Origin of the sequence: Reyranella humidisoli, assembly GCF_019039055.1 — a bacterium.
Taxonomy (GTDB): domain Bacteria; phylum Pseudomonadota; class Alphaproteobacteria; order Reyranellales; family Reyranellaceae; genus Reyranella; species Reyranella humidisoli.
This window is the reverse complement of record NZ_JAHOPB010000003.1, coordinates 1-22,930: the sequence shown is the minus strand read 5'-3', so window position 1 is coordinate 22,930 and position 22,930 is coordinate 1. Positions and strand designations below refer to the sequence as shown.

Annotated in this window: 24 protein-coding genes and 1 tRNA gene; 5 read left to right on the top strand and 20 right to left on the bottom strand. The window is 66.9% G+C overall.

Going from position 1 to position 22,930, the window contains the following annotated elements:
• The first annotated feature begins 12 nt into the window (after positions 1–12).
• The 3 genes from KQ910_RS23500 (at position 13) to KQ910_RS23490 (ending at position 3,687) form a co-directional block, all read left to right on the top strand.
• Positions 13–1,476: an amidohydrolase family protein gene (locus KQ910_RS23500; RefSeq protein ID WP_216965912.1), complete on the top strand. Its 1,464-nt coding sequence runs from the start codon at positions 13–15 to the stop codon at positions 1,474–1,476.
• A gap of 133 nt (positions 1,477–1,609) precedes the next feature.
• Positions 1,610–2,617 (top strand): ABC transporter ATP-binding protein, encoded by a 1,008-nt coding sequence (locus KQ910_RS23495; protein WP_216965910.1) that lies wholly within the window; start codon positions 1,610–1,612, stop codon positions 2,615–2,617.
• On the top strand, positions 2,614–3,687 hold the full coding sequence (locus tag KQ910_RS23490; RefSeq protein ID WP_229600950.1) for an ABC transporter ATP-binding protein: 1,074 nt from the start codon (positions 2,614–2,616) through the stop codon (positions 3,685–3,687). The genes KQ910_RS23495 and KQ910_RS23490 overlap by 4 nt, the downstream gene beginning before the upstream one ends.
• A gap of 118 nt (positions 3,688–3,805) precedes the next feature.
• On the opposite strand, the gene KQ910_RS23485 is transcribed toward KQ910_RS23490, so the two are convergent.
• From KQ910_RS23485 to KQ910_RS23405, 17 genes are all read right to left on the bottom strand, one after another.
• Positions 3,806–4,828, bottom strand: a complete 1,023-nt coding sequence (locus tag KQ910_RS23485) for an NAD(P)/FAD-dependent oxidoreductase (protein ID WP_216965908.1) — start codon at positions 4,826–4,828, stop codon at positions 3,806–3,808.
• Positions 4,829–4,909: 81 nt separating this feature from the next.
• On the bottom strand, positions 4,910–5,206 hold the full coding sequence (locus KQ910_RS23480; RefSeq protein ID WP_216965907.1) for a c-type cytochrome: 297 nt from the start codon (positions 5,204–5,206) through the stop codon (positions 4,910–4,912).
• A gap of 267 nt (positions 5,207–5,473) precedes the next feature.
• Positions 5,474–5,550, bottom strand: a tRNA-Met gene (locus KQ910_RS23475).
• Between the two features lie 59 nt (positions 5,551–5,609).
• Entirely contained in the window at positions 5,610–6,893 is a 1,284-nt protein-coding gene (locus KQ910_RS23470) for an alkaline phosphatase family protein (protein ID WP_216965904.1), read from the bottom strand.
• Between the two features lie 19 nt (positions 6,894–6,912).
• Positions 6,913–7,905 carry a Bug family tripartite tricarboxylate transporter substrate binding protein gene (locus KQ910_RS23465; protein ID WP_216965903.1) on the bottom strand — a complete coding sequence of 331 codons (993 nt, stop codon included), beginning with the start codon at positions 7,903–7,905 and terminating at the stop codon, positions 6,913–6,915.
• Between the two features lie 42 nt (positions 7,906–7,947).
• Positions 7,948–9,075: a tRNA 2-thiouridine(34) synthase MnmA gene (mnmA, locus tag KQ910_RS23460; protein WP_216965901.1), complete on the bottom strand. Its 1,128-nt coding sequence runs from the start codon at positions 9,073–9,075 to the stop codon at positions 7,948–7,950.
• A gap of 55 nt (positions 9,076–9,130) precedes the next feature.
• Positions 9,131–9,646 (bottom strand): hypothetical protein, encoded by a 516-nt coding sequence (locus KQ910_RS23455; protein WP_216965899.1) that lies wholly within the window; start codon positions 9,644–9,646, stop codon positions 9,131–9,133.
• 46 nt (positions 9,647–9,692) lie between these two features.
• On the bottom strand, positions 9,693–10,256 hold the full coding sequence (locus KQ910_RS23450) for a hypothetical protein (protein ID WP_216965897.1): 564 nt from the start codon (positions 10,254–10,256) through the stop codon (positions 9,693–9,695).
• Between the two features lie 75 nt (positions 10,257–10,331).
• The gene (gene iscX, locus KQ910_RS23445) at positions 10,332–10,538 is read right to left on the bottom strand and encodes a Fe-S cluster assembly protein IscX (RefSeq protein WP_216965895.1); all 207 of its coding nucleotides are present in this window, start codon (positions 10,536–10,538) and stop codon (positions 10,332–10,334) included.
• A gap of 9 nt (positions 10,539–10,547) precedes the next feature.
• Positions 10,548–10,874 (bottom strand): ferredoxin family 2Fe-2S iron-sulfur cluster binding protein, encoded by a 327-nt coding sequence (locus KQ910_RS23440; RefSeq protein ID WP_408015714.1) that lies wholly within the window; start codon positions 10,872–10,874, stop codon positions 10,548–10,550.
• A 28-nt stretch (positions 10,875–10,902) separates the two neighbouring features.
• Positions 10,903–12,798: a Fe-S protein assembly chaperone HscA gene (gene hscA / locus KQ910_RS23435; protein ID WP_216965891.1), complete on the bottom strand. Its 1,896-nt coding sequence runs from the start codon at positions 12,796–12,798 to the stop codon at positions 10,903–10,905.
• Positions 12,795–13,307 (bottom strand): Fe-S protein assembly co-chaperone HscB, encoded by a 513-nt coding sequence (hscB, locus tag KQ910_RS23430; RefSeq protein ID WP_216965889.1) that lies wholly within the window; start codon positions 13,305–13,307, stop codon positions 12,795–12,797. Before hscB ends, hscA begins: the two co-directional genes overlap by 4 nt.
• A gap of 9 nt (positions 13,308–13,316) precedes the next feature.
• On the bottom strand, positions 13,317–13,712 hold the full coding sequence (locus KQ910_RS23425) for a HesB/IscA family protein (protein WP_216965888.1): 396 nt from the start codon (positions 13,710–13,712) through the stop codon (positions 13,317–13,319).
• A gap of 19 nt (positions 13,713–13,731) precedes the next feature.
• Positions 13,732–14,142 carry a Fe-S cluster assembly scaffold IscU gene (iscU, locus tag KQ910_RS23420; protein ID WP_216965886.1) on the bottom strand — a complete coding sequence of 137 codons (411 nt, stop codon included), beginning with the start codon at positions 14,140–14,142 and terminating at the stop codon, positions 13,732–13,734.
• 31 nt (positions 14,143–14,173) lie between these two features.
• Complete coding sequence (locus KQ910_RS23415) at positions 14,174–15,412, bottom strand: IscS subfamily cysteine desulfurase (protein ID WP_216965884.1); 1,239 nt, start codon at positions 15,410–15,412, stop codon at positions 14,174–14,176.
• An 18-nt stretch (positions 15,413–15,430) separates the two neighbouring features.
• Complete coding sequence (locus KQ910_RS23410; RefSeq protein ID WP_216965883.1) at positions 15,431–16,561, bottom strand: cysteine desulfurase family protein; 1,131 nt, start codon at positions 16,559–16,561, stop codon at positions 15,431–15,433.
• Between the two features lie 19 nt (positions 16,562–16,580).
• Positions 16,581–17,054 carry an Rrf2 family transcriptional regulator gene (locus tag KQ910_RS23405; protein WP_369408433.1) on the bottom strand — a complete coding sequence of 158 codons (474 nt, stop codon included), beginning with the start codon at positions 17,052–17,054 and terminating at the stop codon, positions 16,581–16,583.
• Positions 17,055–17,294: 240 nt separating this feature from the next.
• Between KQ910_RS23405 and KQ910_RS23400 the strand changes: the two genes are divergently transcribed.
• Positions 17,295–17,969, top strand: a complete 675-nt coding sequence (locus KQ910_RS23400; protein ID WP_216965882.1) for an alpha/beta hydrolase — start codon at positions 17,295–17,297, stop codon at positions 17,967–17,969.
• Here the strand turns inward: KQ910_RS23400 and KQ910_RS23395 are convergent, their stop codons facing one another.
• On the bottom strand, positions 17,970–19,052 hold the full coding sequence (locus tag KQ910_RS23395; RefSeq protein ID WP_216965881.1) for an anhydro-N-acetylmuramic acid kinase: 1,083 nt from the start codon (positions 19,050–19,052) through the stop codon (positions 17,970–17,972).
• A 66-nt stretch (positions 19,053–19,118) separates the two neighbouring features.
• Between KQ910_RS23395 and tyrS the strand changes: the two genes are divergently transcribed.
• Positions 19,119–20,372 (top strand): tyrosine--tRNA ligase, encoded by a 1,254-nt coding sequence (gene tyrS, locus KQ910_RS23390; RefSeq protein ID WP_216965880.1) that lies wholly within the window; start codon positions 19,119–19,121, stop codon positions 20,370–20,372.
• Positions 20,373–20,620: 248 nt separating this feature from the next.
• Here tyrS and KQ910_RS23385 read toward each other — a convergent pair whose 3' ends face one another.
• Both KQ910_RS23385 and KQ910_RS23380 read right to left on the bottom strand, forming a co-directional pair.
• Entirely contained in the window at positions 20,621–21,415 is a 795-nt protein-coding gene (locus KQ910_RS23385; RefSeq protein ID WP_216965879.1) for a hypothetical protein, read from the bottom strand.
• A partial coding sequence (locus KQ910_RS23380; protein WP_216965878.1) for a hypothetical protein occupies positions 21,415–22,930 on the bottom strand: 1,516 nt, incomplete at its 5' end. The genes KQ910_RS23380 and KQ910_RS23385, both read right to left, overlap by 1 nt.

Genomic DNA, 22,930 nt, shown 5'->3' with positions numbered 1-22,930 from the left:
AGAGAAACGTCCATGAAGACGACCAAGATCGCCGGCCTCGACCATCTCGTCGGATGGGACGAGGCCGAAGGGCGACACGTCTATCTCGAAAATGCCGATCTCGTGTTCAAGGGCAACGAGATCGCCCATGTCGGACCGGGCTACACGGGCTCGGTCGACACCACCATCGACGGCAAGGGGATGATGGCCATCCCCGGTCTCGTCAACGTGCACAGCCATCCCTTCTCGGAGCCCGCGAACAAGGGACTCACGGAGGAATATGGCAGCGACAAGCTCGGCCAGAGCTCTCTCTACGAATACCTGACGGTGTTCGGCCTCAATCCCGAGGATGCGGGGCCCTCCTCCAAGGTCGCACTGTCGGAGCTACTGAAGAGCGGCGTCACGACCATCACCGACCTGTCGATGGCCCGCGAAGGCTGGGTCGACGATCTCGCCTCGACGGGCATCCGCGCGGTCGCCTGCCCGATGATGCGGCAGGGCGTCTGGTACACGAAGAACGGACACACGGTCGAATATGCCTGGGACGAGAAGGCCGGCGAAAAAGCCTTTGAAGCCTCGATGAAGACGATCGACGAGGCCGCCAAGCACCCGAGCGGCCGCGTCTCCGGCATGGTCGGCCCGGCGCAGATCGACACCTGCCGCGAGGGCTTTTTCAAGGAAGCGCTGCAGGAGGCCAGGAAGCGCGGCCTGCCGATGCAGACCCATGCCTGCCAGGCCGTCGTCGAGTTCCACGAGATGGTCCATCGCCACGGCAAGACGCCCATCGAATGGCTGGACTCGATCGGCGTGCTCGGGCCCGATCTGATCATCGGCCACGGCATCTTCCTGAACGACCATCCGCAGATCCACTATCCGCACGCCAACGACTTCGAGCGGCTGCGCGACTCCGGCGCCTCGGTGGCGCATTGCCCGACCGTGTTCGCGCGGCGCGGCATGGTGATGAACTCGATCGGCCGTTACATGGATGCGGGCATCACGGTCGGCATCGGCACCGACACCTTCCCGCACAACATGCTCGATGAGATGCGGCTGGTCTGCTACCTCGCCCGCGCCATCACGATGAACTACAAGATGGGCACGACGCGGCACGCCTTCGAGGCGGCCACGATCGGCGGCGCCAGGATGCTGCGCCGGCCCGACATCGGCCGGCTCGCGCCGGGATGCAAGGCCGACTTCTCGCTGGTCGACATGAGCCATCCCTACATGCAGCCGGCGCACGAGCCGGTGCGCAGCCTGATCTATTCCGCGGGCGACCGCGCGATCCGCCACGTCTATGTCGACGGCACGCAGGTCGTGAAGGACGGCAAGGTCCTGACGGTCGATGTCGAAGCAGCGACCGCCGGTCTGGTCGAGGGCCAACGCAAGCGGCTCGAGACGGTAAGCCAGCGCGACTGGGCCGGCCGCACCGCCGAGCAGCTCGCCCCGCCGGTCTACGGCACGCGCGATCGCCTGCCGCAGTCCCGGCCGGTGACGTGACGACGATGAAGCATGGTCAGTTGATGCTCCTCTCCCCCGCTAGGGGGAGAGGTTGGGTGAGGGGGTTACACCTCGTCTCGCCCCCTCACCTAGCCTCTCCCCCTAGCGGGGGAGAGGAACATGATTGGCGATGATGGCATCTGATACTCCCCTCCTCGAAGTGGAGGGCCTGCGCACCGAGTTCCGCACCGGCGGCAGTTCGTTCGCGGCCGTCGACGGCATCAGCTTTTCGCTGGCGCCGGGCGAGACGCTGGGGATCGTGGGCGAGTCGGGCTGCGGCAAGTCGGTGACGTCGCTCTCCATCATGCGGCTGGTGCCCAACCCGCCGGGCAGGATCACGGCGGGCGAGATCAGGCTGGAAGGCCGCAACCTCCTCGACCTGCCGGAAAGCGACATGCGCGCTGTGCGCGGCGACGACATCGCGATGATCTTCCAGGAGCCGATGACCAGCCTCAACCCGGTGCAGACCGTGGGGGAGCAGATCGTCGAAGCCGTCCAGCTCCACCGCCCGCTGTCCGCCGCGGCGGCCCGGGCTCGGGCGCTGGAAATGCTGCGGCTGGTGAAGATCCCCTCGCCCGAAACGCGGCTCGATGAATACCCGCACCAGCTCTCCGGTGGCATGAGGCAGCGCGTGATGATCGCCATGGCGCTGGCCTGCGACCCGAAGCTGCTGATCGCCGACGAGCCGACCACGGCGCTCGACGTCACTATCCAGGCGCAGATCCTCGATCTCCTGCGCGACCTGCGCGAGCGTACGGGCGCCGCCATCATGCTGATCACCCACGATCTCGGCGTGGTGGCGGAGCTCGCTCATCGCGTGATCGTCATGTACGCCGGCCGGATCGTCGAGGAAGCGCCGGTCGGCCTCTTGTTCAGCGATCCGCAGCACCCCTACACGCTCGGTCTCCTGGGCTCGATTCCACGTCTCGGCAGCGACGGCGACGAGCGCCTCACCGCCATCGAGGGCGTCGTGCCCAATCCCTACGCCCTGCCACCTGGCTGTCGCTTCAGCCCCCGCTGTCCGCTGGCCGATGCTCGCTGCCGCGCGGAACAGCCCACCTTGCGCGAAACCGCACCGGGCCACCGCTCGGCCTGCTGGAAAGCGCCGCTCGACATTGCTCTCGCCGAGGCAGCCGCATGAGCATGGAGCCCCTTCTTTCGGTATCGGGCCTCACGAAGCATTTCCCGGTGAAGCGCGGCATCGTGTTCCAGAGCGCGGTCGGCACCGTGCGCGCCGTCGATGGCCTCACTTTCGATGTAGCGCCGGGCGAGACGCTCGCGCTCGTCGGTGAGTCCGGCTGCGGCAAGTCGACGACCGGCCGTCTCGTCCTTCGCCTGATCGAGGCGACCGAAGGCACCATCCGCTTCGCCGGTCGCGACGTGCGCGGCCTCGGCCGCGGCGCCTTGCGCGAACTGCGCCGCGACATGCAGATCATCTTCCAGGACCCCTACGCGTCGCTGAACCCACGCCTCACCGTCGGCGAGACGCTAGCCGAGCCGCTCAAGCTGCACGGGCTGGCCTCGGGCACGGCCATGCGCCGGCGCATCGACGAGCTCTTGAGCGAGGTCGGCCTCTCGGCCTGGCATGCGCTGCGCTATCCGCACGAGTTCTCCGGCGGCCAGCGCCAGCGCATCGGCATCGCCCGCGCGCTCGCCTCGCAGCCCAGGCTGATCGTCTGCGACGAGCCGGTGTCGGCGCTCGACGTCTCGATCCAGGCACAGGTCATCAACCTGATGCAGGACCTGAAGGGCAAGTTCGGCCTCTCCTACATCTTCATCGCCCACGACCTCGCCGTCGTGCGCCACATCTCCGATCGCGTGGCCGTGATGTATCTCGGCAAGATCGTCGAGCTGGCGCCCAAGCGCAGCCTGTTCGCGCGGCCACGCCATCCCTACACGCAGGCGCTGCTGTCGGCGGTGCCGGTGCCCGATCCCACCGCCCAGCGCGCCCGCATCCGGCTGGCCGGCGACGTGCCGAGCCCGCTCAACCCGCCCAAGGGCTGCCGCTTCCACACGCGCTGCGCCCATGCCCAGGACCGCTGCCGCATGGAAGAGCCGCTGCTGCGGCCGCTGAAAGATGGCGGAGCCGAAGGCCAGGTCGTGGCCTGTCACTTCGCCGAGAGCATCGTGCCGCCCGCCCTGGTGCCGGAGAACGATCCGCCCTACGCCCGCCGCCTGGCCGCCCTGCGCAAGCTCTCTGCTGCGGCGTAAGTGGCATGGCAGGGCGCTGCCACCCACACCGTGTCATGCCGAGCGCAGCGAGGGATCCTTGATCGGCAGCCGCTAAGGATCCCTCGCTGCGCTCGGGATGACACGCGTGGGATAGCGATCAGGCGTCGGGCACGCCGGAGGTCGTCGAATACTCGAAGTGCAGCGGCGTCTCGGGATGGATCAGCGCATAGGCCGAGCGTGCCGCGATGGCGGCCTCCGCGAAGCCCGTGAGGATCAGCTTCAGCTTGCCGGGATAGGTGACGACGTCGCCCACGCCGAAGATGCCGGCCTTGGTCGTGGCCGCGGTCGCAGGATCGACCTCGATCTGGTTACGTTCGAGCGCCAGCCCCCAGTCGGCGATCGGTCCCAGCGACATGGAAAGGCCGAAGAACGGCAGCAGGACGTCGGCCTCGATGCGCTTCGTCTGGCCGTCGAGCGTGGCCACCGTCACGGATGTGAGCTGGCCGTTGTCGCCTTCCAGCCCATGGAGTTGATAGGGCACGACGAGGTCGATCCTGCCTTCCTTCGCCAGCGCCTTGAGCCGCGCCTCGCTATCAGGCGCGGCGCGAAAACGGTCGCGGCGATGGATGACCGACACGCGCCCCGCGATCTCGGCGAGGGAGAGCGCCCAGTCGACAGCGGTGTCGCCGCCGCCCGCGATCACGATGCGCTTGCCGCGGAAGGTCTCGCGCTGGGTCACGTAGTAGAAGACGCTCTTGCCCTCGTAGGCCTCGATGCCCGGCAAGGGCGGCCGGTTGGGACCGAAGGCGCCGACGCCGGCGGCAATGATTACCGCCTTGGCCTGCAGCACGGTGCCCTTGGACGTCGTCAGCCGCCAGAAGCCGCCGGTTCGCGGCTCGAGGGACTGGACCTGCTCGCCCAGGTGATAGACCGGGCGGAACGCGGCGGCCTGTGCCTTGAGACGGACGATCAGCTCGGCCGCCTCGATGCGGGGGAAACCCGGAATGTCGTAGATCGGCTTCTCGGGATACAGCGCCGTACATTGCCCTCCGGCATCGTCGAGCACGTCGACGACGTGGCAGTTGAGGCGGACCATGCCGCACTCGAACACGGCAAACAGGCCCACCGGCCCCGCCCCTACGATGATGACGTCGGTCTGTTGAGTCTGTCCGTTGGCCATGATCCCAAATTGACCCACTCGCCGGTCAAATGAAAGCCCCGGCCAGCTTCGCATCGGACCGGAAATTTGGTTCGCCGACGGTCAGCGCAGGCTGAGGATGTAGGCCACCAGGGCATCTCGTTCGGGGGTGCTCAGGCTGAAATCGGGCATGAGCGTGTGCCCCTGCGACAGATATCGTCCGATGGTGGCAGCCGTCGTGTCGGGCCGGGCAGCGATCGCCCGAAAACTCGGCGCGCTGTCGGTGGCCAGACGCTGATTGGCTTCGACGACATGGCAGGACGTGCACCAGCGCTTTGCCAGCGCGCTGCCGGTTTCGAGGTTCTGCGCGGCCGCGGGGAGCGGCAACAGCAACGACACGAACACAAGGGCTCTTCTCATTGCTTCCTCACAGATTGCGCAAAGCTGAATCGGGGCGATCGCCCAGAGGCGCCGTCCCGGTTCGATAGTGCGGATGCGCGACCGGATGTTTCCTTGATGTGCGTCAAGCCACGGGCCGCCTGGCCGCAGTGCGATGACAACCGGCGCTTCCCCGAGCCCCGATAGGCTGGTCGAGAAGACCCCATTTTCCTTGCACGGAACGATCCCACTCTTGTGGGAAACATTGCCCCGCCAACCTCCTGTAATTCCAAGAGGTTGGCGGGGAAATGGTAGCTGGGGGCGGACTTGAACCGCCGACCCCGGCATTATGAGTGCCGTGCTCTAACCAGCTGAGCTACCCAGCCACGGGTGGGCGCTATTAAGCGGCGGGGCCGCTCCCTGTCAAGAAAAGCGGGTGCCCGTTTCAGGTCGAAATCGGGGCGCCGTCCATGCCTTCCGGGCGCACCCCGAGAAAACCCAGGATGGTAGGCGCGATATCGACCAGGCTGGTCGGACGAGCGGCCTCGCCCGGGGCGAAATCCGGGTGCATGAAGGTCAGGAACGGCCGGGTTTCGCTCGGCCCCAGCCCGCCATGGTGACCGCAGCCGATATCCGGCGTGCCTTCGCCATCCTCGACCAGCCAGCGTGTGCCCCTAACGCCGAAGCCGTTCCGCTCGTCGTGCCGCGTCGTGTCGACGGCGGCGAACAGCGTCTCGCCGGTGAGGCCGGTGGCCGCCAGCGCATCGCCCGTCAGGATCGAACCGGCCCAGGGCTGCCGCGCCATGGTCGGCAACAGGTCGGCCAGCGCCGTCCTGGCATCGTCCGCGGCATAGATCAGCGCCGAGGTGCCCTGCGAGGCGACGCCTATGCGCCCCTCCTTCAACTCGGCCTCGAGCCCCTGCGCCGCCAGCCATTGCCCGACATGCACGGAGCGGGCGATCGTTTCGTGTCCGTGGTCGGATCCGACGACGAGCAACGTGTCGAAGCGATCCTCGTGGGCGTCCACCGTCTCGATGACCTTCGCCACCAGCCCGTCCGTGACCTCGAGCGCATGAAGATGCTCCGGCGAACCCAGCGGATCGTGGTGCAGCGTGAGGTCGGGATTGGCGAGCCAGAGAATGGCCAGCCTGAAGCCGTCCGCCGGAACGACCTCGTCGCAAAAGCGCCGTGTCATCTGGATGTCGCCGTCGAGGTCGTGACTGACGTCGAGATGAGCGGGCCCGTTCAAAGGAGCCCCGCCGGGGCCGAACGAGCCGGCTCGATGCAGGACCGTTCCGAAATGATCAGGATCGAGGAAATAGGCCGCGCCCGGCGAGACGTTCGAGTAGGCAACCTGGCCACCCGACGGCGCCAGCCGCTCCGCCATCGTCGGCACGCGCAGGGTGCGGCCGGTAACGCGGCGCATGGTCTGCCGGAAGGACGGCGCGCCGACATTGTGGACGACGATGCGCCCATCCTCGACCAGTGCCATCTGGTTGCCTTCCAGGCCGTGGCGCCCCGGGAAGCAGCCAGTCGCGATCGAGGCGGCTGAAACGCGGGTCACCGATGGAAAGACGGCGCGATGGTCGCCGGCGCGAAGACGGTCTGCCAGCAGGCGCGCGAGCGTCGGCGTGCGGGCTTCGGAGATCCATTCGGCACCGAGGCCGTCGCAGATGATGAGGATCGCCCGGCGGCGGCGCGGATTGTTCATCAAGCCATGATAGACCATGTCCGTCGCCGGCCAATCGTCATTCCGGATTGATGCCTGCCTGCGAAACGATGCGGTCGCTCTTGGCCACTTCGTCCTGCACGAACTGGCGGAACTGCTCCGGCGTGGAACCGACGGGCATCGCCCCCTGGTCGCGAAGCGCTGACTGCACGTCGGGGGCCGCCAGCGCGGCCAAGAGGCCGCTTCGCAGACGATCCACGATGTCGCGCGGCGTTCCCTTCGGGACAGCCACGCCGACCCATGTGTTGAACTCGTAGCCGGAGAAGCCCAATTCGGCCATCGTCGGCACGTCGGGCAAGGCATCGGACCTCTGCGACGACGTCACAGCGAGCGCGCGCAGTTTGCCCGAGCGGACCAGCGGCACGGCGGCAGGCACGCTGCTCACTGCCATGTCGATGTGCCCGCCGACCGCGTCCTGCACCAGCGGGCCCGATCCCTTGTAGGGAATGTGGACCAGTTTCGCCTGCGCCATGCTGGAGAGAAGCTCGGCTGCGAGGTGCTGGGGACTGCCGCTGCCGATCGATCCGTAACTCACCGAATCCGGCTTTGCCTTTGCGGCCTCGATCAACGCCGCAAGCGACCGTGACGACGATGCCTGCGCGACGAAGACCAGCGGGAAGGTCGCGACCAGCATCACCGGCTCGAAGTCGGTGCGCGGATCGTAGGTCATGTTCTTGAACAGGCTGGCGTTGATGGCCATCTCGCTGGCCGCGCCGAAGAGGACGGTGTAGCCGTCCGCCGAACTCTTCGCGACGCTGGCCGCGCCGATCATCCCTGTGGCACCCGGCTTGTTCTCGATGACGACCGTTTGACCGAGCGTCTCGGCAAGGCGCTGCGCCATCGCCCGCCCGGTGATGTCGGTGCCGCCGCCCGGTGGATACGGAATGACGAGCCGGACCGGCTTGGCGGGATAGCCGTCCGCCCGCGCTGCCAGGGGCGTCGAGAAAGCCAGAAGGAGCGCCGCCAGCGAGTCACGACGCGAGAAGGGTCTTTGGGAACAGTCGGTTGCCATGCCGGCTTTATCCGGCCGGGGCGTTACTCCGCGATGACGGAGTCAGGTCAATCGCCGGATGAATCCGCCGCCCAGCACACGGCTGCCCGTCGACCGGTCGTAGACCACGCAGGCCTGGCCCGGGGAGACGCCGATCTCGGGCTCGGGAAAGCGCACCACGGCGCCCTCACCCGTCAGTTCGATTTCGGCCGGCCGCAATGCCTGGCTCGACCTCACGCGCACCTGCACCGGCAGGCTGCCCGTGTGGAGACCGTCCAGCCAGTTCACGTCGTACAGCGCGATCGCGTCGCGCCCGAGGGCGGCGCGCGGGCCGACGACGACACGGCGCGCCTCAGGCTCGAGGCGTACGACATAGAGGGGATCGTTGTCGGTGCCGTCGCGCCCGCCCAGCGCCAGTCCGCGGCGCTGTCCGACCGTGTAGCGCACGATGCCCTCGTGCCGGCCAACCACATTGCCCGCCATGTCGACGATCTCACCGGGCTCCACCGCCTCCGGTCGCAGCTTCTGGACGACCGACGCATAGTTGCCGTTGGGCACGAAGCAGATGTCCTGGCTGTCGGGCTTGTCGGCAACCGTGAGATCGAAGCGGCTGGCCAGAGCCCGCGTCTCGCTCTTGGGCAGGTCGCCCAGCGGGAAGCGCAGGAAGTCGAGCTGCTCGCGCGTCGTGCCGAACAGGAAATAGCTCTGGTCGCGCGCCGGGTCGGCGCCACGATGCAGTTCGGGTCCCGCGGCGCCCATCACGCGCCGGACATAGTGGCCGGTCGCCAGCGCCTCGGCGCCGAGCTCGCGCGCGGTCTTGAGCAGGTCGCGGAACTTCACCGTTCGATTGCAGGCGATGCAGGGCACCGGCGTCTCGCCGCGTGCGTAGGCATCGGCGAAGGAGTCCATCACCTCGGCACGAAATCGACTCTCGTAGTCCAGCACGTAGTGCGGGATCGAGAGGCGCTCGGCCACCTGGCGCGCATCCTGGATGTCCTGCCCCGCGCAGCAGGCGCCCGACTTCCCGATCGCGATGCCGTGATCGTAGAGCTGCAAGGTGACGCCCACGACATCGTAGCCCTGCTCCTTGAGCAGCGCCGCGGTCACCGACGAATCGACGCCGCCGGACATGGCGACCACCACGCGGGTGTCGCCGGGCGCCCTGTCGAGTCCGAGGGAATTGAAGCTCATGGCGGGGCCTATATAGGCCTCGCTCCTTGCCGCCGCCAGCGCGGCCCGAGGCCGGCTAGTCGCGGCGGTAGCCCGTGTCGCGAACGACCTTGGCGACGCCGTTTCGGTCGTAGACGATCGAGACCCGGTCGCCCATCTGGACGTCGCCGTCGTCGTACTGCGCCACGGTCACGCGCTGGCCGTCGTCGCGCTGGACCGTCACCTCGATGCCGCGGCGGGTGGAATTCTGGTCGATTGCCGTGCCGGCAATACCGCCCGCCACCGCGCCCAGCAGACCGCCAACGACCGCGCCGCCTACCGAATTGGTGATTGCCCCACCAGCCACCGCACCTCCGGCAGCGCCGAGACCGCCGCCGATCAGCGTCCCGTCGCTCATGCCCGAGCCGCGGCTGCCGCGCACGGGGACCTCACGGATGGAAACGACGCGTCCGTTCTCGCCGCGATAGCTCGCGCCCTGCGAGGACGTATTGACGACACCAGGCTGGACGCCGCCGCTGGTGCCGTTGCAGGCGCTGAGACCTGTGACGAGAATCGCGGGGAACAGCAGGCCGAGGAACCACTTGCCGAACATCTGAAGGGAAACCTTTCGAACTCTCGATCCAACCAAACGACAGTGTTCAGTCCGGGTTCCGCGCCGCATCGCGAACGACCTTCGCCGCACCCCGACCATCCTGCACGATCTGTACGCGGTCACCGAGCTGGACGTCCCCGTCGTCACGCTGGGCCACCGTCACGCTCTGCCCGTCGTCGCGCTGGACCGTCACCTCGATGCCGCGGCCACCACTGCGCTGGCCGTCAGCAATGGTACCGGCAATCGCGCCGCCCACGGCACCCAGGAGCAATCCCACGAGGCCACCGCCCACCGTCTGGCTGGTGATTCCGCCGATTGTGGCTCCGACACCTGCACCCAGCAGGCCGCCCATCAGCGCCCCGCTTCCATTGCCGGGTCCGCCGGCGCCCGCCAAGCCAACCTCGCGTATGGAAACGACACGGCCGGCGCCCATCGGAACGGCGTAGGCAACCTGCGCTGGCGCGCCCGGCGGTTGCCCCGCGACGGGTGTCCCCGCGATCGGCGCACTCGAACTCACGATGCCGGGCTGGACGGCATTGGACGCGCAAGCGCCCAGCCCTGCGGCCAGCAAGAGCGGCAGCAGCAGTGGACGAACTCTCGTCGCGATCATGATGGGGACCCCTCCCGGATCATGGCTTGTCGCCCATATTTCCGGCCAAATTGCGGCGTCGGGCAAGTGCGGCGGCTAGTCCCGCTCATCGATCCAGGCGGCCTGGATCGCCTCGAGGATCTTCTCGTTGGAGCGGGAGGCATCGTCCTCGAAGTCCGGCAACTCCATCACCCAGCGATGCAGGTCGGTGAAGCGCAGGTTGACGTTGTCGACATCGGGATGGCGCTCCTCGAGTTCGATCGCGATGTCCTGCACATCGGTCCAGCGCAGCTTGCGGGCCATCGGCCTCTCCTACTTGTCGACCATCATGTTGCGCGTGGCGGCCGGCAGCTTCACCACCAGCCCGTCGAGCGCCTCGGTCATGCGGATCTGGCACCCCAGGCGCGACGTGTGCGTGAGGCCGAAGGCGAGGTCGAGCATGTCTTCCTCGTCGTCACTGGCCGGGCCGAGCTTGTCGAACCAGCCGGTCTCCACCACGACGTGGCAGGTCGAGCAGGCGAGCGATCCTTCGCAGGCTCCCTCGATGTCGACATGGTTGCGGTGTGCGATCTCCAGCACGGAGAGACCGAGCGGCGCATCGACTTCCTTGCGCGTCCCGTCCCGCAGAATGAACGTCATCTTCGGCATCTCTTGGCTCTCGCTCCGATTACTCGCCGACCCGGCTCTCAAGTTCGCCCACCGACAGGCCCGACAGCGCCTCGCGGATGCCGCGGTCCATCCGCCGCTCCGCGAAGGGCTTGGAAAGCGCCTCGAGCGCCTCGGCCGCCGCATTGATCTCGTCCCGGCTTTCGCCGGCCATCGCCGCCTCCAGTCGTGCCCGCGCCGCATCGATACCGGCGCGTTCCTCGCTCGACAGCAGGCCGCCGTCTTTCGCGAGCGCCGCGTCCAGCGCCAGCAGCCCCCGCCGCGCCTCGACGCGCGCCTCGGTCAGCAGGCGCAGGTTCATGTCGGCCTCGGCATTGTCCATGCTGTCGTACAGCATGTCGGCCATGTCCTCGTGGCTCAGCCCATAGGATGGCTTCACTTCGACCCGCTGCGCCACGCCGGTGGTGCCCTCCTCTGCCGAGACGGTCAGCAGCCCGTCGGCATCGACGGCGAAGGTCACGCGGATGCGGGCCGCGCCCGCCGTCATGGGCGGAATTCCGGTGAGTTCGAAGCGTGCCAGGCTTCGGCAATCCGCGACCATCTCGCGCTCGCCCTGGACGACGTGGATCGCCATGGCGCTCTGGCCGTCCTGGTAGGTCGTGAATTCCTGTGCGAGCTGCGCGGGGATCGGCGTGTTGCGCGGCACGATCTTCTCGACGATGCCGCCCATCGTCTCGAGGCCGAGCGACAGAGGCGTCACGTCGAGCAGCAGCGTGTCGCCGCCGCCCGTCAGCGCTTCGGCCTGAAGCGCCGCCCCCAGCGCCACGACCTCGTCGGGATCGATGTCGGTGAGCGGCGGCTTGCCGATCATGCCGGCGACCTTCGTGCGCACCAGCGGCACGCGCGTCGAGCCGCCGACCAGCACCACACCCTCGATATCGGAAGCGGCCATGCCGGCATCGGCCAGGACGTTGCGCGAGATGTCGAGCGTGCGGCCGACAGAGGCTTCGACCATGGCGTCGAACTCGTCCCGCGTCAGGGCGTGGAACGACGGCGTACCGGCAATCTCCAGCCGGCCCGACGTGTGGTCGCGATCGGAAAGCTGTTCCTTCATGTGGCGGGCGAGCGCCAGCGCGGTCTTCACCGCGGGCTCGTCGACCTGGTCGGCAAGCCCGTCGCGCTGGCGCTCGGCCAGCATGCGCTCGGCGATGGCGCGGTCGAAATCGTCGCCGCCCAGCGCGGTGTCACCGCCGGTCGCAAGGACCTGGAACACGCCCTTCTCCAGGCGCAGCAGCGAGAAGTCGAAGGTGCCGCCGCCCAGATCGTAGACCGCGTAGAGGCCTTCGGACCCCTTATCGAGACCGTAGGCCAGCGCGGCCGCGGTCGGCTCGTTCACCAGCCGCAGGACTTCGAGACCGGCCACGCGCGCCGCATCGCGCGTCGCCGTGCGCGCCGCGTCATCGAAATAGGCGGGCACGGTGATGACGGCGCGTTCGACGGGCTTTTCCAGCGCCGCCTCGGCGCGGGTGCGCAATGCCTTCAGGATCTCGGCCGAAATCTCCACCGGCGACCGCGCCTTGCCACCGATACGCAACTTCACCATGTCGGTCTCGCCGGTGCCTGGCTCGACCTCGTAGGGCAGCACGCCGGCCACCGCATGAAGATCGGCCGCACCCCGGCCCATCAGGCGCTTGATGGAGGCCACGACATTGCGCGGCTCGGCAGCCATGACGGCACGGGCATCTTCGCCGACCAGCACGCCACCCGCCTCGGGATAGGCCACGACCGACGGCACCAGCGCCTTGCCGCTCTCGTCGTGCAGCGCCGCCGGCTTGCCGTCGCGGGCGATGGCGACCACGGAATTGGTCGTGCCGAGATCGATGCCGACCGCCAGCGAGCCCTCGCCGGCATGCGGCAGCGGCGTCTCGCCCGGCTCGTGGATCTCCAGCAAGGTCATGCGCCCGACCGTTCGATGTTCATGCGACGCGCCCGCGCCTCCTCGGCGAACTTGTCGAGGTAGCGCAGGCGAAGGAGCGCCTTTCTGATGGCGGCCCTGTCGTTTGCCAAGAACAAACTGGCCAACCCCGCCAGCGCTTTCTGCACGCCCTGACGGGCTTCCGCGGCCAGCGCGTCGACCGCCTCGGGGGCGCTTGCCTCGTGCAGCGCCTCGCGCGCCTCCATGGCTTCCATCAGCAGTTCCGGGTCGTCGATGGTCTTGCCGTCGCCCGGCATCTCCACTCCCGCCCGCTCCGCCATGTAGAACGCGCGGCGAAGCGGATCCTTCAGCGTGCGATAGGCTTCATTCAGGGAAGCGGCTTCGGACGAGGCCTTCGCCCGCTCCTCAGGCGGCCTGGAGACGAAGCGGTCAGGATGCCACTGCCGCTGGAGCGCGAAATAGGCCCGGTCGAGCGCAGCGACATCAACGTCTAGCGCCGCCGGCACTCCCAGCCGCGCGAAATGATCCATGACGGGTCTTCAGACGTGGAAGGATTCGCCGCAGCCGCAGCGGCCCTTCTCGTTCGGGTTCCTGAACACGAAGCCTGACTTCAGCTTCTCTTCCTCGTAGTCCATCTCGGTGCCGATCAGGAACAGCGAGGCCTTCGGGTCGACCAGCAGCTTGATACCGCTGGCCTCGATGACCTCGTCCATCGGCTCCTGCTTGTCGGCGAACTCCAGCGTGTAGCTGAGGCCCGAGCAGCCCTTGGTGCGCACGCCGATGCGGATCCCCGCGGTCGGCTTGCCGCGTCCCTCGATCAGCCCCTTCACGCGCTCCGCGGCAAGCGGCGTCACCATCATGAGCTGCGGACGGGGACGGCGCGGGCGCGGCGCGGCGGGCGCTGCCGGCTTCGGGGTCTCGGTGGTCGTGGTCATGCGTTGGGCTCCGGATTGGCTACTCGGCCGCGTCGGCCTTGTCGTCTTTCTTGGTGGCCTTGGCGCGATAGTCGGCGATGGCCGCCTTGATCGCATCCTCGGCAAGGACGGAGCAGTGGATCTTCACCGGCGGCAGCGCCAGATGGCGTGCGATGTCGGTATTCTTGATGGTCTCCGCCTCGTCGATCGTCTTGCCCTTGACCCACTCGGTCACGAGCGAACTGGAGGCGATCGCCGAACCGCAGCCGAAGGTCTTGAACTTGGCGTCCTCGATCAGCCCGTCCGGGCCGACCTTGATCTGCAGCTTCATCACGTCGCCACAGGCCGGCGCGCCGACCAGGCCGGTACCGACATCCTCGGCCGTCTTGTCGAGCGAGCCGATGTTGCGGGGATTCTCGTAGTGATCGATCAGCTTTTCGCTGTAGGCCATGACACTCTCCTCGAACCTTGAAGCGGCACCCCTAGTGGGCGGCCCACTCGATGGACTTGAGATCGATTCCTTCCTGGGCCATTTCCCAGAGAGGGCTCATTTCGCGCAGCTTGGTGACGTGACGCACGAGTTCGTCGACCGCGGTATCGATCTCGTGCTCGGTCGTGAAGCGACCGAGGCCGATGCGCAGCGAGGTATGGGCCATTTCCTCCTCGACACCGAGCGCACGCAGCACGTAGCTGGGCTCGAGCGAGGCGGACGTGCAGGCCGAACCGGAGGAAACCGCCAGGTTCTTGATCCCCATCATCAGAGATTCGCCTTCCACATAAGCGAAGCTGATGTTGAGGTTGCCCGGGATGCGGTGCTCGAGGTCGCCATTGACGACGATGTCCGTCAGCTTGGCGCGCAGACCGTTCAGCATCCGCTCCTGCAGCTTCTTGAGCCGCTTGGCCTCGGCGTCCATTTCCTTCATGCAGATTTCGGCTGCCTCGCCCAGACCGACGCAGAGCGGCGTCGGCAGGGTGCCGGATCGGAAGCCCCGCTCCTGCCCGCCGCCGACGATCATCGGCACGAGGCGCACGCGCGGCTTGCGGCGGACGTAGAGCGCACCGATGCCCTTGGGCCCATAGATCTTGTGACCCGAGATGCTCATCAGATCGACGTTCAGCGCCTCGACATCGAGCGGGATCTTGCCCGCGGCCTGGGCCGCGTCGGTATGGAAGAAGACCTTCTTCTCCCGGCAGATCTTGCCGATCTCGGCGAGCGGCTGGATGACGCCGATCTCGTTGTTCACGGCCATGACAGAGACCAGCACCGTCTTGTCGGTGATCGCCGCGCGCAGCACGTCGAGATCGAGCAGGCCGTCCTGCCGGACCGGCAGGTAGGTGACCTCGAAGCCCTGCTGTTCCAGATGGCGGCAGGTATCGAGCACGCACTTGTGCTCCGTCACCGTCGTGATGATGTGGTTCTTCCGGTCCTTGTAGAACTCAGCCACGCCGCGGATGGCGAGGTTGTTCGACTCGGTGGCGCCCGACGTGAAGATGACTTCCTTCTCGTCCGCGCCGATCAGCTTCGCGACCTGGCCGCGCGCTTTCTCCGTGCCTTCCTCGGCCTCCCAGCCATAAGCATGGCTGCGCGAGCCCGAATTGCCGAACTTGTGGGTGAAGTACGGCATCATCGCCTCAAGGACGCGGGGGTCCATCGGCGTGGTCGCCTGATAATCCAGGTAGATCGGCTGATCGTTGCGCCGGATTTGGGTAATGGCTGTCATGCTAACCCCTTGAAACTCCTACGCTGCCCTGGCCCTAGAATGGGTGTGGGAAATATCCGACTGTCGCACTCGGATATATAGGTTCTGCCATGCGGTGATCAAGCGTTCGATATCGGCCGGCTCGGTATTCCAGCCCAAGCTGATCCGCGTCGCCCAGGTCGCTTCTTCTGCCGCCACACCCATCGCCGTCAAAACGGGTGACCGCTGCACCTTCCCCGACGAACAGGCCGCACCCGCACTAATACAGACACCGGCAAGATCAAGCGCCATGACCTGCGTTTCGGCAGGAACACCGGGCATCGAAATGCACGTAGTATTGCCGATACGAGGCGCCTTTGCGCCGAACACCGTTGCCCCGGGCGCGATCTGGACGAGAGAAAGTTCAAGCTGATCGCGCATTCCGGTGACGTCGAGACCAACACGCGCGGCCTGGGCCGCCGCACCGAAGCCCGCGATGCCCGCCACGTTCTCCGTGCCGGCGCGACGGTTGGATTCCTGCCCTCCACCGAGCCGGTCCGGAGAGAACGGCGCACCGTTGCGCACGACGAGCGCACCAACGCCGGTCGGGCCGCCGAGCTTGTGGGCGGAAAGACTGAGGTAGTCGACACCGAGACCCTGCAGGTCGACTGGGACCTTGCCGGCCCCCTGGACGGCGTCGCAGTGAACGAGCGCGCCGACCGCGCGCGCGAGCCGCACGACCTCGGCGATTGGTTGCAGCACGCCGGTCTCGTTGTTGGCCAGCATCACCGACACCAATACCGGCTCGGACGAGGCCGCGAGCGTCGCGTCGAGGGCGGCCAGGTCCAGAACACCGTCACTGTCGACGGGCAGTATCTCGGCGTGCGGCACGCCACGACGCACGCTGTCATGCTCGATCGCCGACACCAGCACCCGCCGGCGCCCAGCGCCTGACAGGGCAAGATTGTTGGCTTCCGTCCCGCCCGACGTGAAGATCGTCTCCGTCGGCAACGCTCCCACGAGCGAGGCAACCTCGCGTCGCGCCTTGTCCACGATCGCCCGCGCCTTCCGGCCCGCGTCATGGACCGACGAAGGATTTCCGCCCGCGCGCAAGGCCTCGACCATGGCATCGAAAGCCACCGGCCTCAGGGGGCTCGTGGCGTTGTGGTCCAGATAGGCGGGCGCGGACATGAGTCGGTAGTTCTGCGAACTAGCTGGCCGCTGCCATCGCGTCGGAATTGGCCGCCGACGGCGCCTCGAGCAAGCGAGACGCAAGCCGGCGCTCCAGCACGTCGAGCAGGGTGACGGAACTCAGGAACAGGTGGATCTGGTTGCCGAGCTCCTCCCACAGGTCGTGCGTCAGGCACTTGCTGCGGTCGGCGCGGCAGCCGGTGGCACCCATTTCGGTGCAGCGGGTGGCACTGATCGGCTCGTCGACCGCGAGGATGATCTCCGAGACGCGGGTTTCGGCGGAGCCCCGGGCCAGGCGATAGCCGCCACCGGGACCGCGCACGCTCTTGACCAGTCCCGCGCGGCGCAGGCGGGCGAAAAGCTGTTCGAGATATGACAGGGAGATTTCCTGGCGCGTGGCGATATCCGACAGAGAAACAGGCTTCGCCTGCGCGTGCCGGGCCAGATCGACCATCGCCATGACGGCGTAACGTCCCTTGGTGCTGAGCTTCACAGCATCCTCCTCACGGCCAGATTCGGCCGGTCTTCGCTACGGAAACGCCTAAAGTTCTTGAAAACCAAGGCGTTACTACGATATGCCAGCGCCCCAGACAGGGGCTCTGGGCAAAAACCAACTGCGTCGCTCGGATTTAATTAATCCCAGCGGATTGGTCAAGTATAGAGAATCCCCACGAAACAACCGCCAGATCGGTTACGACCGGAGTGTCGATCAGGGTGAAGAACCGGAGTCTCGATGCCTGACGTGATGTTCACCGGCCCCGAAGGTCGCCTCGAGGGCCGCTATCACCAGAGCAAGGAAGAACGCGCGCCGATCGCGCTGATCCTGCATCCGCACCCGCAGTATGGCGGGACGATGAACCACAAGGTCGTCTTCTCGCTGTTCCATGTTTTCGTGAACCGCGGCTTCTCCGTGCTGCGCTTCAACACGCGCGGCGTCGGCCGCAGCCAGGGACGCTTCGACAACGGCATGGGCGAGTTGTCCGATGCCGCAGCCGCACTCGACTGGCTGCAGGGCATGAATGCCGACGCCAAGTCGTGCTGGATCGCCGGCTACTCGTTCGGCGCCTGGATCGGCATGCAACTCCTGATGCGTCGCCCGGAGATCGACTGCTTCGTATCGGTGGCCCCGCCGGCCAACTCCTACGACTTCGCCTTCCTCGCGCCCTGCCCCTCGTCCGGCCTCATCGTCGGTGCCGAAAGGGACGAAGTCGTGCCGCAGGCCGACATCCAGAAGCTGGTCGCTCGCCTGTCGCTACAGAAGGGCATCACGGTCGAGTCGCGCACCATCAAGGGCGCCAACCACTTCTTCCACGACTCGCTCGACAAGCTCGCGGTCGATGTCGACAAGTACGTCGCCAAGAGCCTGCTCAATCCGCCAGGCCGCGCGACCAGCAACAAAGAGCCCTAGCTAGGGCTCGCTGAGCCGGCCGCCCGTCATCGGACAAGGCGCACCGGTGGTCCCGGGAAACGTCAGAGGCAAGCCTCGCACGGAACGCACCGCGAGGAACGCGAAGGCCTGTGCTTCGAGCGCATCGCCGTCCCATCCGAGATCCGCCGCCGTCACCACTTTGCAATTCGTCTCCTCGGCGATCGCACGCAGCAGCGTCGGATTGCGCGCACCGCCGCCGCAGATCACCCATTGCACCACCGGCACGGGAAAATGCTTCGACGCGAGTGCAATGGCGCGGGCCGTGCCGCGCGTCAGCGTGGCCGCGCCATCGACGACACTCAGCCCATCGGCCCAACCATCGTTGAAGTCGCCGCGGTCGAGCGACTTGGGCGGCACCTTTGCGAAAAAGCGGTGCTCGGCGAAGCGCAGCACCCGGCCGCGATCGACCTTGCCGGCAGCCGCAAGCGCCCCATCCTTGTCGTAGCGCTGACCGGCGCGTCGCGCGCACCAGTCGTCGATCGGCCCGTTGCCCGGCCCCGTGTCGAAAGCGAGCAGCGAACCATCGGCGCCGATCCAGGTGACGTTGCCCACGCCGCCGACGTTCACGACCGCGAGTGGCCGCGGCAGATTGGCCGCCAGGGCGGCGTGATAGACCGGCACCAGGGGCGCGCCCTGCCCGCCGGCCGCCACGTCGGCCGACCGCAGGTCGCTCACGACCCGCACGCCCAGCGCCTGCGCGAGCCCCGCGCCGTCGCCGATCTGCCAGGTGAAGCGGCGGTCGGGCTGATGGGTGATCGTCTGACCGTGGAAGCCCACGAGGTCGAGCGTCTCCGGCGCAATTCCGCTTTCCGCCGCCCAGGCACGCACGGCATCGATGTGCAGCTCGGTGACCAGCCGCTCGGCCGCCCGCGTCGCGTCGGTTTCGGCCGTAGCGCCGAACGCCGCACGGATGATGCGACGCGCTTCGTCGGGATACGGCAGGGTCAGGGTCGGCCCGAACGAGGCCACGCGCTCGCCGTCGGTCTCGATCAGGGCCACGTCGACACCGTCGACCGAGGTGCCGCTCATCAGGCCGAGGGCCCGCAGGAAAGATGAAGCCATGGGGGGAATGTGTTACACCCCCCGCGCCTTCAGGGACAGTCAGCCAAGCAACGGACCGAGCGGAAGATGTCGGGTTTCAAGTCGGATTTCATGCGCATCGTGCACGAGCGCGGCATGGTGCATCAGTGCAGCGATACCGCACGCCTCGACGAGCTGCTGTCGAGCGGCGTTCGCACCGCCTATATCGGCTTCGACTGCACCGCCGACTCGCTGCATGTCGGTCACCTGCTGCAGATCATGCTGCTGCGCTGGTGGCAGAAGAGCGGCCACAAGCCGATCGCTCTGATGGGCGGCGGCACGACCAAGGTGGGCGATCCCTCGGGCCGAGACGAGACGCGGCAGCTCCTGACGCCGGCGCAGATCGACGACAATATGGCGAGCATCAAGAAGAGCTTCGCCAACTACCTCACCTTCGGCGCCGGCGCGACCGATGCGGTGATGGCCAACAACGCCGAGTGGCTGGACGACCTCCTCTACATTCCGCTGCTGCGCGACGTCGGCCGCCATTTCTCGGTCAACCGCATGCTGACGATGGATTCGGTGCGACTGCGACTCGAGCGCGACCAGCCGCTCACCTTCCTCGAATTCAACTACATGATCCTGCAGTCCTACGATTTCGTGGAACTCCACAAGCGCCACAACTGCATCGTGCAGATGGGCGGTTCGGACCAGTGGGGCAACATCGTCATGGGGGCCGATCTCGGCCGCCGCATGCAGGGCGCCGAGCTGTTCGCCTTGACCTCGCCGCTGCTCACGACGTCGTCCGGCGCCAAGATGGGCAAGACCGCCGCCGGCGCCGTGTGGCTCAATCCCGACCGCCTGTCGCCGTACGATTTCTGGCAGTACTGGCGCAACACCGAGGACGCCGACGTCGGCCGCTTCCTGAAGCTGTTCACCGACCTTCCTTTGTCCGAGGTCGCGCGCCTGGAAGCGCTGCAGGGCCAGGAGATCAACGAGGCCAAGAAGCTCCTGGCGACCGAGGTCACCACGCTCGCCCACGGCAAACAGGCGGCCGACAGCGCCGCGGAGACGGCGCGGCGTACCTTCGAGGAAGGCGCCAAGGCCGACACGCTGCCGACCGTGGAAGTGCCCCTCGCGAAGCTGAAGGCCGGGATCGCGGCGTTCGAACTGATGCACGAAGCCGGTCTGGCCGACAGCAGGAACGAGGCGCGCAAGCTCATCAAGGGCGGCGGCGGCCGGCTCAACGACAAGCCGATCGCCGGCGACACGGCGACGGTGGGCGAAGCCGATCTCGATTCCGAAGGGACGCTGAAGCTCTCGGCCGGCCGCAAGCGCCACGTGCTGGTGCGCGCGGTCTGATCCCGGAGACCCGATCCAGCGGCTTGACCAGACGGCCGAGCGGGCTGTCATCCCCGAGGCCGTCGACCGGCCATGAGTTCGCAGCCGGCGCTGCCGAAGGCAGCCCTTCAATCTCGATGCTTGCCGCGACGTTTTTCACGTTCGAGAATCTTCGGCATCACTGCCTCCCTTTCGGGTGGAAGACATCGCGCTCACCGAGTCTTTTGAGGATCATTCTCGAAGGCCGGTCATGATGAGCCCGCGCGCCGTCAGATCCTGGCGAAGGCCGGCTTCTCGACGCCGGTCATCGTGTCGTAGGCCTTGAGGATCGTCTCCTCCGGCGTCCGCGTGACCCCGCTGTCGTGGTAGATCGCCTTCAGCCACAACGCCATCCTGATGTAGTCGCCATCCTCGATGAAGCGCTCCGTTATCGCCTCGCGCAACATCTCCTCGCCCTTGGCGACATAGGCCGCGTCAAGCTTGCCACCGTGGGCGAGATGGCGACAGGCCCATTGCCCGTGCATCAGTTCCGCCCGCACGATGGCTGGCGCCGACGAGGCCTTGGAGGTGAGTCCGGCCTCCTGACAGAGCTTCAGGCCGACGTCATAGCGTCGCGCCGCGAGGTTGAGCGGCAGGGCGAGTTCGAGCCCCTCCCGCATCAGCAGCTTTTTCCCGTTGGGTTCGAAGCGGTCGAACTGGTCCCATCGTCTCCAGTCGGCCTCGCTTGCGCGGCCGAACTCGGCCAGCGCTGAATCGCCATCGATCAGCCACTTGCACAGGCCCAGCGTCTCCCACCATTGATAGGCGTAAAAGGATTCCTCGGTATCCTTGCCTTCTGGCCATGCCGGTTGTGACTCCATCCAGCCCGCGAGTGCCCGCGCCAGCGGTAACACCTGCTCGCGCAAGCCGAGCACATGGGCCCGGAGCAGATATTCTAGTTTACTAGACATGTAGTGCGAGCGATTGAACGGCCCGGTCGTTTCCGGCTCGAACTTCGTCGCAATTGCCAGAAGGAAGTCGAGAAAGAACTGACGACTTTCCTCGGGTTCGAAAACTCTCGGCATCACGGCCTCCTTGTCGGGTAGACGACAGCGCGCTCACCGCCTTCGATTCGTTCAACCACACCGTTGCGTGCACTTCCAGTGCCGACCGTGACGATGGTCACGATCCTCTTGTTCAAATACTCCAACGCTGTGGCGCCAACTTCAGATGAGAGGCGTCCACTCTTCATCGCCGCACAAATTCTCTCTTGAGTATGTTTCAGAGCACCGACTAAAGACGGCAGCGTCTGATGCGCCCGACCGCTCGGACCGATCGACGTATCCGAACCCCGCCACTTGGAATCCCAGAAGGTGACCTCGCCGTTACGGTCGACCGATATCACATCCGGCCCCCGCTGCCCCGCCTTCCTTCCGAAGTCAATCACCGTGTGATCCGGGAACTGTCGCGCAATTTCGTTGGCCAGCCCATACTCTCCGCGCAATCCCTTGAGATGGTTCTCGTCGTCGGGCAAGTAGTCGCGCCCCGCTGCCGGTTCACCGACACGCGGATCGAGTTTGATGCCAGCTGCCGTGTCTATGCCGTCGGCGCCAGCATACTGGTCCCTTTCGGCCCGTTGGGCTCTCTCCCCCAGCCAATCAGCGAAAGCTTGAGTCGATTGCTTCCGCTCAACGGCGGCTGCCGGTCCAGCCGTATCGGGTGAGGGCTGAGTGCCCGATGCCTGGGGTGAAGACGGAAACCAACGCCGCCAATTCTCGATTGCCTGTGGCAGTCCAGGTGCCACCGGCGGCCGGTTGTGCCCGATGCCTGGTGCAGGCTGATGGCCTGGCGCCGCAGCGGGACGGGGCGGTGGAGGAACGCGACTGCCTCCGCCACCTCCGGCTTGCGCGAGAATGATGTTCTGCGGATCGAAGGTTTCGTCTATCTCCGCGCGGCCGTCGTCGCTGTGGACAATGGGGGGCTCTCCCCCATCGAGCGCGTCCTTCGCTTCGACTTCCTGGAGCAGCGCTTCGACCGGGTCGCCGCCTGAGACCCAGCCGATATTCGGATCGCTTTCCGCTCGCGGCAGCACGCTGCCGACCACGTCACCGACGAGGCCGCGAATGTCCACCATCGTCGGCGGCTTGCCCTCGACCGCCTCGAACGCGCCAAGCAGCCTGTCGAGTTGCTGCCGCGCCGGCCGGGCCTCCTCCCTGTTTGGTTCGACGTTGGCGGCGCGCAGTCCTTCTTCCAGGAACAAGCGGCCGAGACGGTGGCGCTCGAAGGCGGGATCGGGTTTGCCTTCGGAGAGGGTCTTCTGGAGTTTGGTCAGGCGGTCGTAGTCGCTGTTGCCGAGCGACAGCCGGTATTGCGTGAGATCGAGGCCGGTGAAGCGTTCCGGCTCGTGCACGGCTTGGTCGTCGAGCCTGTCGTAGAGATCGCGGTCCGTCACGACGCGGCCACCGTTCATGGCCGCAGCCTCCAGTCGGCCCGTTTGCCCCGGGCTCAACCCGTCGCGCAGCTCCGCCGGCATCGCCATCAGTGGCGCCGCGGGATTGTTGCCCAGCCAGTCGAGCGCGCCCGTGGCCGCGCGGCCCCTC